The following is a 12133-nucleotide window of genomic DNA, read 5'->3' on the forward strand; positions in this document are numbered from 1 at the left end:
GTCGCGTCCGCCCGCCGTCGTCGCGGATCACGATCACCCGCACCGCCGAGCGACGGCGGGGTCCGGCCACCTCCACCCGGAGCCGCCACCGGTCGCCACGGAGGTCGCGGGTCGGGGCGAACGCGACGTGCCGCGCCGCCAGGTGGTCGACCCGCAGCCGCCGGACCGCGGTGCGCCGGGACCCGTCCAGGGCGGCTGCGCGCCCGACCCGGGCCGACGGCCAGGCTCGGCCCTCGGCGTAGGCGTCGGCGGGGGAGAGGTTGGCGACGGCGTACGACGTGAGCGTGCGCGGCAGGCCCGCGTGCCGGCCGAGCACTGCCTCCAGCGCGTCGATCGACGACAGGTCCGGCGCGTCGCCGCGCGTGTCCGCGCGGTTCCAGACGGCACGGACCACGCCGTCGCCGTACCGGTCGCTGAGGTACTCCCACCAGGCCCAGCTGCCGTAGTGGGCGTAGCGGTCGTTGGAGAAGTCGTCGAGCGGGACGTGCGGCCGGCGGACGGTGCCGTACGCGAGGTAGCGGCGGTTGTCGTCGACGCGGTCGGCGAACGTCTCCTCGATCCAGGTGGCCGTCGACTCCAGCAGCCACGGGTCCTCGCGGAAGTCGTAGCCGAACTGGATGGCGTGGAAGAACTCGTGCGCCGCCGTCACCCGCAGGCTGTCGACGGGGCGGCCGCCGAACTGGCGTCGGTCGAAGTCGTCGTCGAGCACGCAGTAGCTCGACGCGGCGAACCGCTCACCGCGCACCCGCTGCTCCGGCGTGCAGTAGCCGAACAGGCCGCGGTCGCCGAGGTCGGAGAGATAGACGTCGAACCGGTCGTCGCCGCCGCGCCGGCCGTCGCCCGGAGGCGGACGGAAGCCGAGCCCGCCGACCTCGTGGTCCCACACGTTGCCCAGCACGCGGAGGGTGCGCCGCACCCAGCGCGACGACGGCGGCGCGTCGTCACCGCGGACGGCGTAGTGGACGCACAGCCGCCGCCCGCAGTGCTTGCGGGAGGGGCCGCGATAGCCGTCGCCACCCTGGTCCTGGCGGCCGTCGGTCGGCCGCGCCAGCAGCACCGAGGCCATGAACGACTCGAGCGGGTCGAGGGTCGGGCGGGCGAGGAAGAGATCGCGCATCGCCAGCGTGGAGTACGGCGTGTTCGCGGCGTGCCGCTCGCGTGGTTCCTTGGCCGGGCCGGTGGGGTCGGCACCTGCCGGCCCGGCGAACGCGGCCCCTGCCGTGGTCAGGGCACCTGCAAGAAGGCAGGCGACGACCAGGCGTGCGGGGAAGAACACGTGGACCAGCGTGGCCGACGAGCGCTCCGGATCATGGGATGACGCGCCGGTTGGGAGAGGATGGCGCGATGACCTCACCGATCGTGCCGACCAGTCTCGACGGCGGGGTGGCGGACGCCGAACGACGCAGCGCGCTGCGGCGCATGCGCACCGTGGCGGTCTCGCTGCTGCTCTTCGCGGCTGCCGTCTACGTGGTGACCCTCGACCGGGACGGGTTCTGGGGGTTCGTCAACGCGGGCGCCGAGGCGTCGATGGTCGGCGCGATCGCCGACTGGTTCGCGGTGACCGCGCTGTTCAAGCACCCGCTCGGGCTGCCGATCCCGCACACCGCGTTGATCCCGAAGCGCAAGGACGACCTCGGCAAGGGGCTGGAGGAGTTCGTCGGCGAGAACTTCCTCCAGGAGGCGATCATCCGCGAGCGGATCCTCGCGGTCGGGATCTCCAGCCGGGTCGCGACCTGGCTGGCGGTGCCGGCCAACGCGACCCGCGTGGTCGAGGAGGCCGCCGACCTGGCGGCGATCGCGCTCGCCAAGGTGCGGCCCGACCACATCGAGTCGCTCGTCAACGACGCCCTGGTGCCGCGCTTCCGGGAGGAGCGGGTCGCGCCGCTGCTCGGCGGGCTGCTCGACGAGGCGCTCGCCGACGACCTCCACCACGGCCTGGTCGACCTGGCGCTCAACGAGCTCCACGACTGGCTGATCGCCAACCCGGAGACCGTGCACGAGGTGATCGGCGAGCGCGCACCGTGGTGGGCGCCCGAGAGCGTCAACAACTACGTCATCAACCGGCTGCACCTCGAGATGGTGCGGTGGCTCGCCGAGATCCGCAGCCAGCCGGACCACCGTGCCCGCCGCGCGCTCGACTCGATGCTCCAGCAGCTCGCCACCGACCTGCAGACCAACCCGGCCACCCAGGAGCGCGCCGAGCGGCTCAAGGACCGGGTGGTCGACCACCCGGCGGTGATCCGCACCGCGATCACGATGTGGGCCGCGCTGCGCGAGGCCCTGGTCAAGTCGCTCGACGACCCGACCGGTGCCGTGCACCAGCGGATGCTGACCGAGGTCGGAGCGTTCGCCGACCGGCTGGTCAGGGACGCTGACCTCCGCGACCGGCTCGACCACGCCGCGGCCGACCTCGCCGTGTTCACCGTGGAGCGCTACGGCAGCGAGGTCACCGCCGTCATCACCCACACGATCGAGCGGTGGGACGGCAAGGAGGCGGCGCAGCGGATCGAGCTGCACGTCGGCCGAGACCTGCAGTTCATCCGGATCAACGGCACCATCGTCGGCGGCCTGGTCGGCGTGGTCATCCACGCCGCATCGGTGGTGAGTCACTGATGGGGCCGATGGACGTGGGGATCCGCGAGGACGTCATCCGGCTCGGGCAGTTCCTCAAGCTGGCCAACCTGGTCGAGCACGGCGCCGCGGCGCGCGAGGTGTGCGCGGCCGGGCAGGTGCAGGTCAACGGCGAGGTCGAGCGACGCCGGGGCCGCCAGCTGCGGGAGGGCGACGTGGTGGAGCTGGGAGGGCAGGCCGCCCGGGTCGTCCGGGGGGACGTCGCGGACGACCTGCCCTGGTAGCGCGAGGAGTCAGCTGACGCCGAGCAGGTCGACGACGAAGATCAGGGTCTCGCCGGGCTTGATCGCGCCACCGGCCCCGCGGTCGCCGTACCCGAGGTGCGGCGGGATGACCAGCTGACGCCGGCCGCCCACCTTCATGCCCTGCACGCCGGTGTCCCAGCCCTGGATGACCTGGCCGACACCCAGCCGGAACTGCAGCGGGGCGCCGCGGTTGTACGACGCGTCGAACTCCTCGCCGCTCGAGTGGGCCACGCCCACGTAGTGCACCGACACGGTGCTGCCGGCGGTCGCCTCGGCGCCGTCGCCGACGGTCACGTCCGTGACCACCAGGTCGGCGGGGGGCTCGGGGTCGAAGAACTCGATCTCAGGCTTGTCCATGCCCCCACCCTAAGGCCGCCTCAAACCCCGTCGGCCGCCAGGCAACCGCACCCGTTGGTCGAGGAGGTCGCTCTGGCGACCGTCACGAGACCTCAGGTCTGGTGGACGTAGTTGTCGAGCTGGTCGCGCTCGAACTGCAGCTGGTCGATCTTGCGCTTGACCAGGTCGCCGATGCTCACGATGCCGACCAGGCGGTCGCCGTCGCAGACCGGGATGTGCCGGAACCGGCCCTCGGTCATCCACATCATCACGTCGTCGAGCTCGTCCTGCGGCGAGCAGGTCTTCACGACCTGGGTCATGATCGCGCCTGCGGTGTTCTGGAGGACGGTGCCGTCGGTGTGGAGGCGGCGGACCACGTCGCGCTCACTCACGATCCCGTCGAGCGAGCTGCCGTCGGAGCTGACGATGAGGGCACCGATGTTGTGCTCGGCGAGCGTGGCGATGAGCTCGCACACCGCTGCTTCCGGGGCGATCGTGACCACGTCCTGGAGCTGCTTGGTCTTCAAGACCTCACTGATGCGCATGTGATCCAGGCTACTCTCGGCGAGGGCTCCGGGACCAGATGTCCGAGACCGATCCCGGTCCGTTCGCCGGCCAGTCGGGGTCGTCCCCGCCGTCGGGCACCGACCCGAGGAACGACAGGGCCGCGTCGTGCAGGTGGCCGTTGGACGCCAGCGCGTTGCCGCCCCACGGGCCGTCGACGCCGTCCAGCGAGGTGAACCGGCCACCGGCCTCGCGGACGATGATGTCGAGCGCCGCCATGTCGTAGACCTCGAGCTCGGGCTCGGCCGCCACGTCGACGGCTCCCTCCGCGAGCAGCATGTAGGACCAGAAGTCGCCGTACGCCCGGGTGCGCCAGACGCGGCGCATCATCGCCAGCAGGTCCTCGCCGAGCCCGCGGTCCTCCCAGCCGTCGAGCGAGGAGTAGGAGAACGACGCGTCCTCGAGGCGGCGTACGTCGGACACCTGGCACTGGGTCGCCTTCATCAGGGACTTGCCCGTCCACGCACCTTGGCCGGCGGACGCCCACCACCGACGCTGGAGCAGGGGCGCCGACACCACGCCGAGCACCACCTCCTCGTCGACGGCGAGGGCGATCAGGGTCGCCCACACCGGCACCCCCCGGACGTAGTTCTTGGTGCCGTCGATGGGATCGACGATCCAGCGCCGCTGGGAGTGGCCGGAGGTGCCGTGCTCCTCGCCGGTGACCGCGTCGCGGCTGCGGACCTTGCCGAGAGTACGGCGGATCGACTCCTCGACGGCCTGGTCGGCGTCGGTGACGGGGGTCAGGTCGGGCTTGCTCATCACGTGCAGGTCGAGCGCGCGGAACCGGGCCTGGGTGAGCGAGTCCGCGTCGTCGGCCAGCAGGTGCGCCAGGCGAAGATCGTCGGTGTAGTCGGTGCCCACGAGGCTCACCCTAGCCAGCACCGCGCGCGGGACGACGGCGGAGGGATGAACCATCGTCGCCTCCCGTTCGTAGAGGAGGATGTGATGCATCCTTTCGTCATGGAGATCAACGGACTCCCGCTGCACGTGCTCGTCGTGCACGCAGCCGTGGTCCTGACGCCGATCGCCGCCCTCGCCGCGGTCGCCTACGCGGTGGTCCCGAGGTGGCGCGACTGGCTCCGCTGGCCCGTGGTGGTCGCGGTGGTGGTTGCGGTGGGGGCGGTCTGGATCGCCTTCCTGTCGGGCGGGGACTTCCGCGACGACACCCGCTTCGCGACCGCGTCGGGCGAGTACGCCGACAAGCTGGACAAGCACGAGGACCTCGGCGGGATCCTGCGCTGGGTGGCCAGCGGCTTCGCCGTGGCCGCGCTCACCGCGACCGCCCTCCACCACCGGACGGGAGCGGTCAGGGTGCTGCTGGCCGTGGCGGTAGCCGTCCTGGGGCTGGCGACCGTCGTCCTCACGATCATGACCGGTGACGCCGGCGCCCAGGCGGTCTGGGGCACCTGACGTGGGACGTCAGTAGTCGGTGACCGAGCGGGCGGCGAGCAGCCGCCGGAACGACGAGACCCGGTCGGGGTCGGCGTCGCCGTTGGCGACGGCCTCGTCGAGGCCGCACTCCGGCTCGTCGTCGCCGTGGGTGCAGCCACGAGGGCAGCCCTCGGTCATCTCGTCGAGGTCCGGGAACGCCTCGATCAGGTCCTCGGGCTGGACATGGGCGAGGCCGAAGGACCGGATGCCGGGGGTGTCGACGATCCACCCGTCGCCGCCGGGCAGCTCGAGCAGGATCGCCGAGGTCGAGGTGTGCCGACCGCGGCCGGTGACGGCGTTGACGTGGCCGATCTCGCGTCGGGCGTCGGGCACCAGCGCGTTGACCAGCGTCGACTTGCCGACGCCGCTGTGCCCGATCAGCACGCTGGTGTGGCCGACCAGCGCCGCGTGCAGGTCCTCGAGACCGACGATCCGCCGGTCGGCGGCGCGGTGGGTGACGACCCACGGCACGCCGAGCGACCGGTAGGTCGACAGCAGTGTCTCGGGGTCCTCGAGGTCGCTCTTGGTCAGGCAGAGCAGCGGCGCCAGGCCGGCGTCGAACGCCGCGACCAGCGCGCGGTCGATGAGCCGCGGCCGAGGCTCCGGGTCGGCGAGCGCGGTGACCACGACCAGCTGGGTCGCGTTGGAGACGATCACCCGTTCGACGGCGTCGTCGTCGTCGGCCGTACGGCGCAGCACGGTGGTCCGGGGCTCGACCTCGACGATCCGCGCGAGACTGCCGTCGGCGCCGGAGACGTCACCGACGACGCGGACCCGGTCGCCGACCACGACCCCCTTGCGGCCGAGCGGTCGCGCCTTCATCGCCATCACCCGGCGCCCGTCGAGGAGCAGCGTGAAGCGGCCGCGGTCGACGGTGACGACCGTGGCGTCGACCGCGTCGTCGTAGGACGGTCGGTCCTTGGTGCGGGGACGGGTACGACGCCGGGGCCGCTCGTAGTGCTCGACGTCGTGCTCGCCGTACCGTCCGCTCATCCCGGGTCCCCGAGCCTCAGAGGAGTGCGGCCCAGAAGCCGGGGAAGTCGGGGAAGGTCTTGCTGGTGGTGGCGACGTCCTCGACCAGCACGCCCGGCACCGCCGCGCCGACGATGACGCCCGCGTGGGCCATCCGGTGGTCGGCGTAGGTGTGGAACACGCCGGCCTTGAGCGGAGCCGGCGCGAGCGAGAGCCCGTCGGGGTGCTCGGTGACGTCGGCCCCGAGCGCGCCGAGCTCGGCGGCCAGCGCGGCGAGCCGGTCGGTCTCGTGACCGCGGATGTGCGCGATGCCGCGCAGGTGCGACGGCGTGGACGCGAGGGCGCACAGCGCGGCGACCGCGGGCGCGAGCTCGCCGACGTCGTGCAGATCGGCGTCGATGCCCTGCAGCGCCCGGTGTCCGCCGGTGGGCCCGGTGACCCGCAGCCCCTCGGCGACCCGGGCGACCGTGCAGCCCATCCGCGCGAGCAGCTCGCGCAGGGCGTCGCCTGCCTGGGTCGTGGCCTCGGGCCAGTCGCGCACCGTGACCGAGCCGCCCGACACGGCGGCGAGGGCCAGGAACGGGGCGGCGTTGGAGAGGTCGGGCTCGATCGTCTCGTCGCGCGCGGCGACCGGACCCGGCGCCACCGCCCAGCGGTTGGCGTCGGCGTCGTCGACGGCGACCCCGCGGTCGCGCAGCATCGCGATCGTCATCTCGATGTGGGGGAGCGACGGGATCGGCTTGCCGTCGTGGCGGACGTCGACGCCGTGCTCGTAGCGCGCGCCCGTCAGCAGCAGGGCCGACACGAACTGGGACGAGGAGGACGCGTCGATCACGACCGTTCCTCCCGGCACGCTGCCCTCGCCGATCACCGTGAACGGCAGCGAGCCGCGCCCGCCGTCGTCGATCACCACGCCGAGCGCGGCCAGTGCGACGAGCACCTCTCCGACCGGCCGGTTGCGCATGTGCGGGTCGCCGTCGAACGCGACCGTGCCCCGCACCAGTCCGGCGACCGGGGGCACGAACCGCATCACGGTCCCCGCCAGCCCGCAGTCGACCTCGGCCGCGATCGGCTCTGCTCCCGCTGCGAGCGGCGTGACGGCCCAGTCGTCACCGCTGGTGTCGATCCGCGCGCCGAGCGCGGTCAGCGCCTGCGCCATCAGCAGCGTGTCGCGGGAGCGGAGCGCTCGTCGTACGACGGACGGCCCGTCGGAGAGCGCAGCCAGGACCAGCGCCCGGTTGGTCAGCGACTTGCTGCCGGGCAGCGAGACCACGGCATCGACGGGCGCCGTCGCCACCGGGGCAGGCCAGAGATCGGTGCGGGTGGCGGTCATGACCCGCCGCAGTCTAGTGCGGTGCGCTCAGGTGAGCTCGGCCTTGACCAGCTTGGCCTCGCGCTTCGCGGAGTGCGCGAGGTGACGGGCTTCGCGACGGGCGTCCTTGGCCGCCCGGCGGGCGCGCCACGCGAGACCGGGCTTGCCCTCGGTGTCGCCGGCGGCGATCAGGAGGCCGCCGGTCAGCGAGACGTTCTTGAAGAAGTGGGTGGCCAGCTCGCGGCGCCGGGCCGGGTCGCCCGCCTCCCAGAACCGGTAGCGCGCCGCGGTCGACGGCACCAGCGTCGCGGCCAGCACGCCGGAGGCGATGCGGGGGGCGCGTCCGGTGACGAGTGCGCCCGCGGCCAGGATCTGCACCGCGCCGTTGATGCGCACCCAGGTCACCGCCTCCGTGGGCACCGGCAGGCCCGGTGCGGCGCGCTCGACGAGGGGCACGAACCGGTCGGTGACCGGCTTCGCCTCCACCGCGATGGCGTTGGCGTTGCGCAGGGAGTCGATTCCGCTGGCGACGAAGAACGCACCTAGTAGCGGACGGGACAGGAGTCTGCTCACGGCCATACCTCCTTCATACCCCATCGCTGGGCACCCATCCTCGTCCGCCGCTGGGCGGCAGCTCGGCGATAGGTTGGTCCCATGTGTGGGCGCTACGCCTCCAGCCGGAGCCCGGACGACATCGCGGAGGAGTTCGAGGTGGTCGACACGCGCCTCGACAAGGTCCTGCCGCCCGACTACAACGTCGCCCCGACCAAAGAGGTGTACGCCGTCCTCGACCGCGCGCCGCGGTCGGACGACGACCAGGAGGATCCTCCCGAGACGAAGGCGGTCCGCCAGCTGCGGGTGCTCCGGTGGGGGTTGGTCCCGTTCTGGGCCAAGGACCCCTCGATCGGCAGCCGGATGATCAACGCGCGGATGGAGACCGTCGCCGAGAAGCCCGCGTTCCGCCGCGCCTTCGCCAGCCGCCGGTGCCTGTTGCCGGCCGACGGCTACTACGAGTGGTACGAGACCCAGCAGCTGGGCAAGGGCGGCAAGCCGCTCAAGCAGCCGTTCTTCATCAAGCCGAAGGACGGCTCGGTCCTGGCGATGGCGGGCCTCTACGAGATCTGGAAGGATCCCACCCGCGACGACGACGATCCGGAGAAGTTCCGCTGGACGTGCACGGTGCTGACCACCGAGGCCACCGACGAGGTGGGTCGGATCCACGACCGGATGCCGCTGCTGGTCACCCCGGACCGGCGTACGGCGTGGCTCGACCCGGCGACCCCGAAGGACCAGCTGCCCGACCTGCTCGTGCCCGCCCAGCAGGGCGGCCTCGAGGCGTTCCCGGTGTCGACGGCCGTCGGCAACGTCCGCAACAACGGACCCGAGCTCGTCGAGCCGGTGCCCTTCGAGGAGACGTTGCTGTGACCAGCGAGGAGCGGATCATCCCCACCCCGGTCGGCGAGGGCCGCCTGGTCACCTACCGGGCCCGCCGACCGGTCGCCACCGTGCTGCTCAGCCACGGCGCCGGCGGTGGCATCGACGCGCGCGACCTCACCGCGCTGGCCGCCCACCTCCCGCGGCAGGGCGTCAACGTGATGCTGTTCGAGCAGCCGTGGCGCCGGGCGGGCCGCAAGGTGGCGACCCCGCCGGCCTCCCTCGACATCGGCCTGCGGGCCGCGGTCGACGCGCTCCGGGTCCGGACGCCGATCATCGTCGGCGGCCGCTCGGCGGGCGCCCGTTCGGCCTGCCGTTCCGCCCGCGCCCTCGGAGCCGCCGGGTGCCTCGCCCTGTCGTTCCCGCTGCACCCTCCNGTGCCTCGCCCTGTCGTTCCCGCTGCACCCTCCCGGAAAGCCGGAGAAGTCCCGTCTCGACGAGCTCGCCGGCACGGGGGTCCCGACCCTGGTCATCCAGGGCGGCAACGACCCGTTCGGGCGGCCGGAGGAGTTCCCCGACCCGCTGCCGGGCACCACCGACCTCGCCGTCGTACCCGATGGCGACCACGGGCTCGCCGTCCCCAAGCGCGCGGCGATCACCCAGGAGGACGCGATGGGCATCGTGGTCGAGGCGGCGCTGGAGTGGGTCGTCCGCGAGATCGTCGGGAATGGAGTGCCTCGTTGACCGGTTGCACCGGTCATGAACGCGGTCCTCGAGCGCCCCAGCACGGCGACCCCCGTAGGCTGGGGTGCGATGACTGAGACTTCCGACGTGACTGCCGACGTGACCTCTGACGTCGACCTCGCGACCGAGACGCCGGCCGACCGGGCCGCGCGGTTCGAGCGCGACGCTCTGCCCTTCCTCGACCAGCTCTACTCCGCGGCGATGCGCATGACCCGCAACCCCGCGGACGCGGAGGACCTCGTCCAGGAGACGTTCGCCAAGGCCTACTCGGCGTTCCACCAGTTCAAGCCCGGCACCAACCTCAAGGCCTGGCTCTACCGGATCCTGACCAACACCTTCATCAACTCCTACCGGAAGAAGCAGCGGCAGCCGCAGCAGTCCATGTCGGAGGACGTCGAGGACTGGCAGCTCGCACGTGCGGAGTCGCACACCTCGAGCGGCCTGAAGTCGGCGGAGATGGAGGCGCTCGAGCACCTTCCCGACAGCCAGGTCAAGGACGCGCTGCAGCGGCTCCCCGAGGAGTTCCGGCTCGCCGTCTACCTCGCCGACGTGGAGGGCTTCGCCTACAAGGAGATCGCCGAGATCATGGAAACTCCGATCGGGACGGTCATGTCCCGCCTCCACCGTGGCCGGCGCCAGCTGCGCGACATGCTCTCCGACTACGTCCGCACGGGCGGCGACGCAGCGGTCAAGGGAGGCTGACGATGGCACACGTGCACGGCGACGGCCCCACCAACGAGGAGTGTGCCGACTTCCTCGAGCGGATCGTGCGGCTCATCGACAACGAGCTCGAGGAGGGCGACTGCGCGGTCGTCCGCGCCCACATCGACACCTGCAACCCGTGCCTCGAGCGCTACGACCTCCAGCGCACGGTCAAGGCCCTGGTGGCTCGCTCCTGCTCGGAGACGGCCCCGGTCGAGCTCCGTGACCGGGTGCGGGTCCGGATCCAGGAGATCCAGGTCCGGATCACCGAAGGCTGATCTCCCCGCAGTGCAGCGCCGGGTTCTGGGATGATCCGCCCATGACCCAGGCCACCGACCGGACCGTCCTGATCACCGGCTGCTCCTCCGGCATCGGCGAGGCGACCGCCGCGCGGCTGGTCCGCAGCGGCTGGGACGTCTACGCGACCGCGCGGCGTCCCGAGACGCTGTCCACCCTCGCCGACGCGGGGTGCACGACGCTGGCGCTCGACGTGACCGACGAGACCTCGATGACCACCGCCGTCGACGCCGTGCTCGAGGGTGCGGGGCGGATCGACGCGCTGGTCAACAACGCGGGCTACTCCCAGTCCGGCGCGCTCGAGTCCATCGACGTCGCCGACGTGCGGCGGCAGTTCGAGACCAACGTGTTCGGCCTGATCCGGCTCACCCAGCTGGTGCTCCCAACCATGCGCCAGCAGCGGTCCGGCCGGATCGTCAACATCGGCTCGATGGGCGGCAAGCTCACCTTCCCCGGCGGCGGCGCCTACCACGCGAGCAAGTACGCCGTGGAGGCGCTGTCCGACGCGCTGCGGTTCGAGGTCGCCGGGTTCGGCATCAAGGTGGTGCTGGTCGAGCCGGGCCTGATCACGACCAACTTCGAGGCCGCGGTCACCGCCGCCATGGCTGACTACGTGGGAGGCGAGGGGCCGTACGCCGACTTCAACGCCGCCGTGATGAAGTCGACGTCCGAGGCGTACGACGGCCCGATGGCCCGGTTCGGCGGCCCGCCCGAGGCGGTGGCCAGAACCATCGAGAAGGCCCTCACCAGGAAGCACCCGAAGCCGCGCTACCTCGTCACGCCGTCGGCGTACGGCGCGATCGCCGGCCGTCGGGTCATGCCCGACCGGGTGTGGGACCTGGCGATGAAGGCGCAGTTCCCGCAGCCGAGGTAGGCGGTCAGCTGCCCTCGACGACCGGATAGAGGTGGTCGGCCAGGAGGCCGTGGGCCTCCTTGTGGACCGCCGCCGCGCGGTCGGCGTCGGGCGCGTCGACCAGGCAGAAGACCTTGCCGTTGGACTCGTCGACCCAGTAGCGCAGGTAGTTCACGCCGTACTCGCTCTGGATGGCGACATCCTTCTGGTGGGCAGCGGCGACATCGGCGGCGGTGGCGCCGGGCAGGTTCTCGTGGACATCCATGAAGAGGGGCATCGGAAGACTCCTTCGCAAGTGGTTGATCGGTGCCACACTGAGTCTCATGTCGGGTCTGCTCTCCGACCATGACCGCGTCCCCGCCAGCCCTGATCGCGACGCCACGCTCACCGACGTCCTCGACCGGATGCGGCTGCAGGGGGCCGTCTTCCTGCGCGGCGAGTACTCCGAGGCCTGGGCCTACCGGTCACCCTCCGCCGCAGACACCGTCTCCCTGCTCAGCCCGGGTGCGCCCCGGGTCGCGCTCTTCCACGTCGTGGCGACGGGTCGGTGCTGGGCCGCGCTCGACGACGGGGAGCGGCACTGGGCGCAGACGGGCGACGTGTTCGTGCTGCCGTACGGCGACGTCCACACCATGGGCGGCGTCCAGCCGGCGGCGGGCGTCGAGATGG

Annotated in this window: 17 protein-coding genes and 1 pseudogene; 10 read left to right on the plus strand and 8 right to left on the minus strand. The window is 72.2% G+C overall.

Annotated elements, in window-relative coordinates:
• The coding region (locus H0488_RS17150; protein WP_220794709.1) for an MXAN_6640 family putative metalloprotease at window positions 1–1276 on the minus strand (1276 nt) is incomplete at its 3' end.
• Between the two features lie 68 nt (window positions 1277–1344).
• On the opposite strand from H0488_RS17150, the gene H0488_RS17155 reads away from it, so the two are divergent.
• On the plus strand, window positions 1345–2613 hold the full coding sequence (locus tag H0488_RS17155; RefSeq protein WP_183100466.1) for a DUF445 domain-containing protein: 1269 nt from the start codon (window positions 1345–1347) through the stop codon (window positions 2611–2613).
• 8 nt (window positions 2614–2621) lie between these two features.
• The gene (locus H0488_RS17160; RefSeq protein WP_220794710.1) at window positions 2622–2855 is read left to right on the plus strand and encodes an RNA-binding S4 domain-containing protein; all 234 of its coding nucleotides are present in this window, start codon (window positions 2622–2624) and stop codon (window positions 2853–2855) included.
• 9 nt (window positions 2856–2864) lie between these two features.
• Here H0488_RS17160 and H0488_RS17165 read toward each other — a convergent pair whose 3' ends face one another.
• The 3 genes from H0488_RS17165 to H0488_RS17175 form a co-directional block, all read right to left on the minus strand.
• Entirely contained in the window at window positions 2865–3233 is a 369-nt protein-coding gene (locus tag H0488_RS17165) for an FKBP-type peptidyl-prolyl cis-trans isomerase (RefSeq protein ID WP_183100468.1), read from the minus strand.
• Between the two features lie 92 nt (window positions 3234–3325).
• The gene (locus H0488_RS17170; protein WP_183100469.1) at window positions 3326–3757 is read right to left on the minus strand and encodes a CBS domain-containing protein; all 432 of its coding nucleotides are present in this window, start codon (window positions 3755–3757) and stop codon (window positions 3326–3328) included.
• A 10-nt stretch (window positions 3758–3767) separates the two neighbouring features.
• Window positions 3768–4730, minus strand: a complete 963-nt coding sequence (locus tag H0488_RS17175) for an inositol monophosphatase family protein (protein WP_376768472.1) — start codon at window positions 4728–4730, stop codon at window positions 3768–3770.
• Between H0488_RS17175 and H0488_RS17180 the strand changes: the two genes are divergently transcribed.
• The gene (locus H0488_RS17180; RefSeq protein WP_183100470.1) at window positions 4725–5189 is read left to right on the plus strand and encodes a DUF2231 domain-containing protein; all 465 of its coding nucleotides are present in this window, start codon (window positions 4725–4727) and stop codon (window positions 5187–5189) included. The two genes, H0488_RS17175 and H0488_RS17180, sit on opposite strands and share 6 nt — an antisense overlap.
• A 9-nt stretch (window positions 5190–5198) precedes the next feature.
• On the opposite strand, the gene rsgA is transcribed toward H0488_RS17180, so the two are convergent.
• From rsgA to H0488_RS17195, 3 genes are read right to left on the minus strand one after another with little or no spacing between them, the layout of a single operon-like run.
• On the minus strand, window positions 5199–6203 hold the full coding sequence (rsgA, locus tag H0488_RS17185; protein ID WP_183100471.1) for a ribosome small subunit-dependent GTPase A: 1005 nt from the start codon (window positions 6201–6203) through the stop codon (window positions 5199–5201).
• Window positions 6204–6219: 16 nt separating this feature from the next.
• Window positions 6220–7515, minus strand: a complete 1296-nt coding sequence (gene aroA / locus H0488_RS17190) for a 3-phosphoshikimate 1-carboxyvinyltransferase (RefSeq protein WP_183100472.1) — start codon at window positions 7513–7515, stop codon at window positions 6220–6222.
• Window positions 7516–7542: 27 nt separating this feature from the next.
• A complete protein-coding gene (locus H0488_RS17195) occupies window positions 7543–8073 on the minus strand; it encodes a DoxX family membrane protein (RefSeq protein WP_183100473.1) in 531 nt (176 codons plus the stop codon).
• A 75-nt stretch (window positions 8074–8148) separates the two neighbouring features.
• Here H0488_RS17195 and H0488_RS17200 point away from each other — a divergent pair, with 75 nt between their 5' ends.
• The 6 genes and pseudogenes from H0488_RS17200 (at window position 8149) to H0488_RS17215 (ending at window position 11485) form a co-directional block, all read left to right on the plus strand.
• Entirely contained in the window at window positions 8149–8919 is a 771-nt protein-coding gene (locus tag H0488_RS17200; protein ID WP_183100474.1) for an SOS response-associated peptidase, read from the plus strand.
• Window positions 8920–8999: 80 nt separating this feature from the next.
• A pseudogene (locus tag H0488_RS25110) lies at window positions 9000–9209 on the plus strand (hydrolase); the annotation flags it as partial.
• Window positions 9210–9327: 118 nt separating this feature from the next.
• Window positions 9328–9612: an alpha/beta family hydrolase gene (locus H0488_RS25115; RefSeq protein WP_312856397.1), complete on the plus strand. Its 285-nt coding sequence runs from the start codon at window positions 9328–9330 to the stop codon at window positions 9610–9612.
• Window positions 9613–9681: 69 nt separating this feature from the next.
• Window positions 9682–10314, plus strand: a complete 633-nt coding sequence (locus tag H0488_RS17205) for a sigma-70 family RNA polymerase sigma factor (RefSeq protein ID WP_183100475.1) — start codon at window positions 9682–9684, stop codon at window positions 10312–10314.
• 2 nt (window positions 10315–10316) lie between these two features.
• Window positions 10317–10592 (plus strand): mycothiol system anti-sigma-R factor, encoded by a 276-nt coding sequence (gene rsrA, locus H0488_RS17210; RefSeq protein WP_183100476.1) that lies wholly within the window; start codon window positions 10317–10319, stop codon window positions 10590–10592.
• A gap of 41 nt (window positions 10593–10633) precedes the next feature.
• Entirely contained in the window at window positions 10634–11485 is an 852-nt protein-coding gene (locus H0488_RS17215) for an oxidoreductase (RefSeq protein ID WP_183100477.1), read from the plus strand.
• 4 nt (window positions 11486–11489) lie between these two features.
• Here the strand turns inward: H0488_RS17215 and H0488_RS17220 are convergent, their stop codons facing one another.
• Window positions 11490–11741 carry a nickel-binding protein gene (locus H0488_RS17220; RefSeq protein ID WP_183100478.1) on the minus strand — a complete coding sequence of 84 codons (252 nt, stop codon included), beginning with the start codon at window positions 11739–11741 and terminating at the stop codon, window positions 11490–11492.
• A 46-nt stretch (window positions 11742–11787) separates the two neighbouring features.
• On the opposite strand from H0488_RS17220, the gene H0488_RS17225 reads away from it, so the two are divergent.
• Window positions 11788–12133 (plus strand): cupin domain-containing protein (locus H0488_RS17225; protein ID WP_183100479.1); only part of this gene is annotated, 346 nt, incomplete at its 3' end.

Origin of the sequence: Nocardioides pelophilus (assembly GCF_014180685.1) — a bacterium.
Taxonomy (GTDB): domain Bacteria; phylum Actinomycetota; class Actinomycetes; order Propionibacteriales; family Nocardioidaceae; genus Nocardioides; species Nocardioides pelophilus.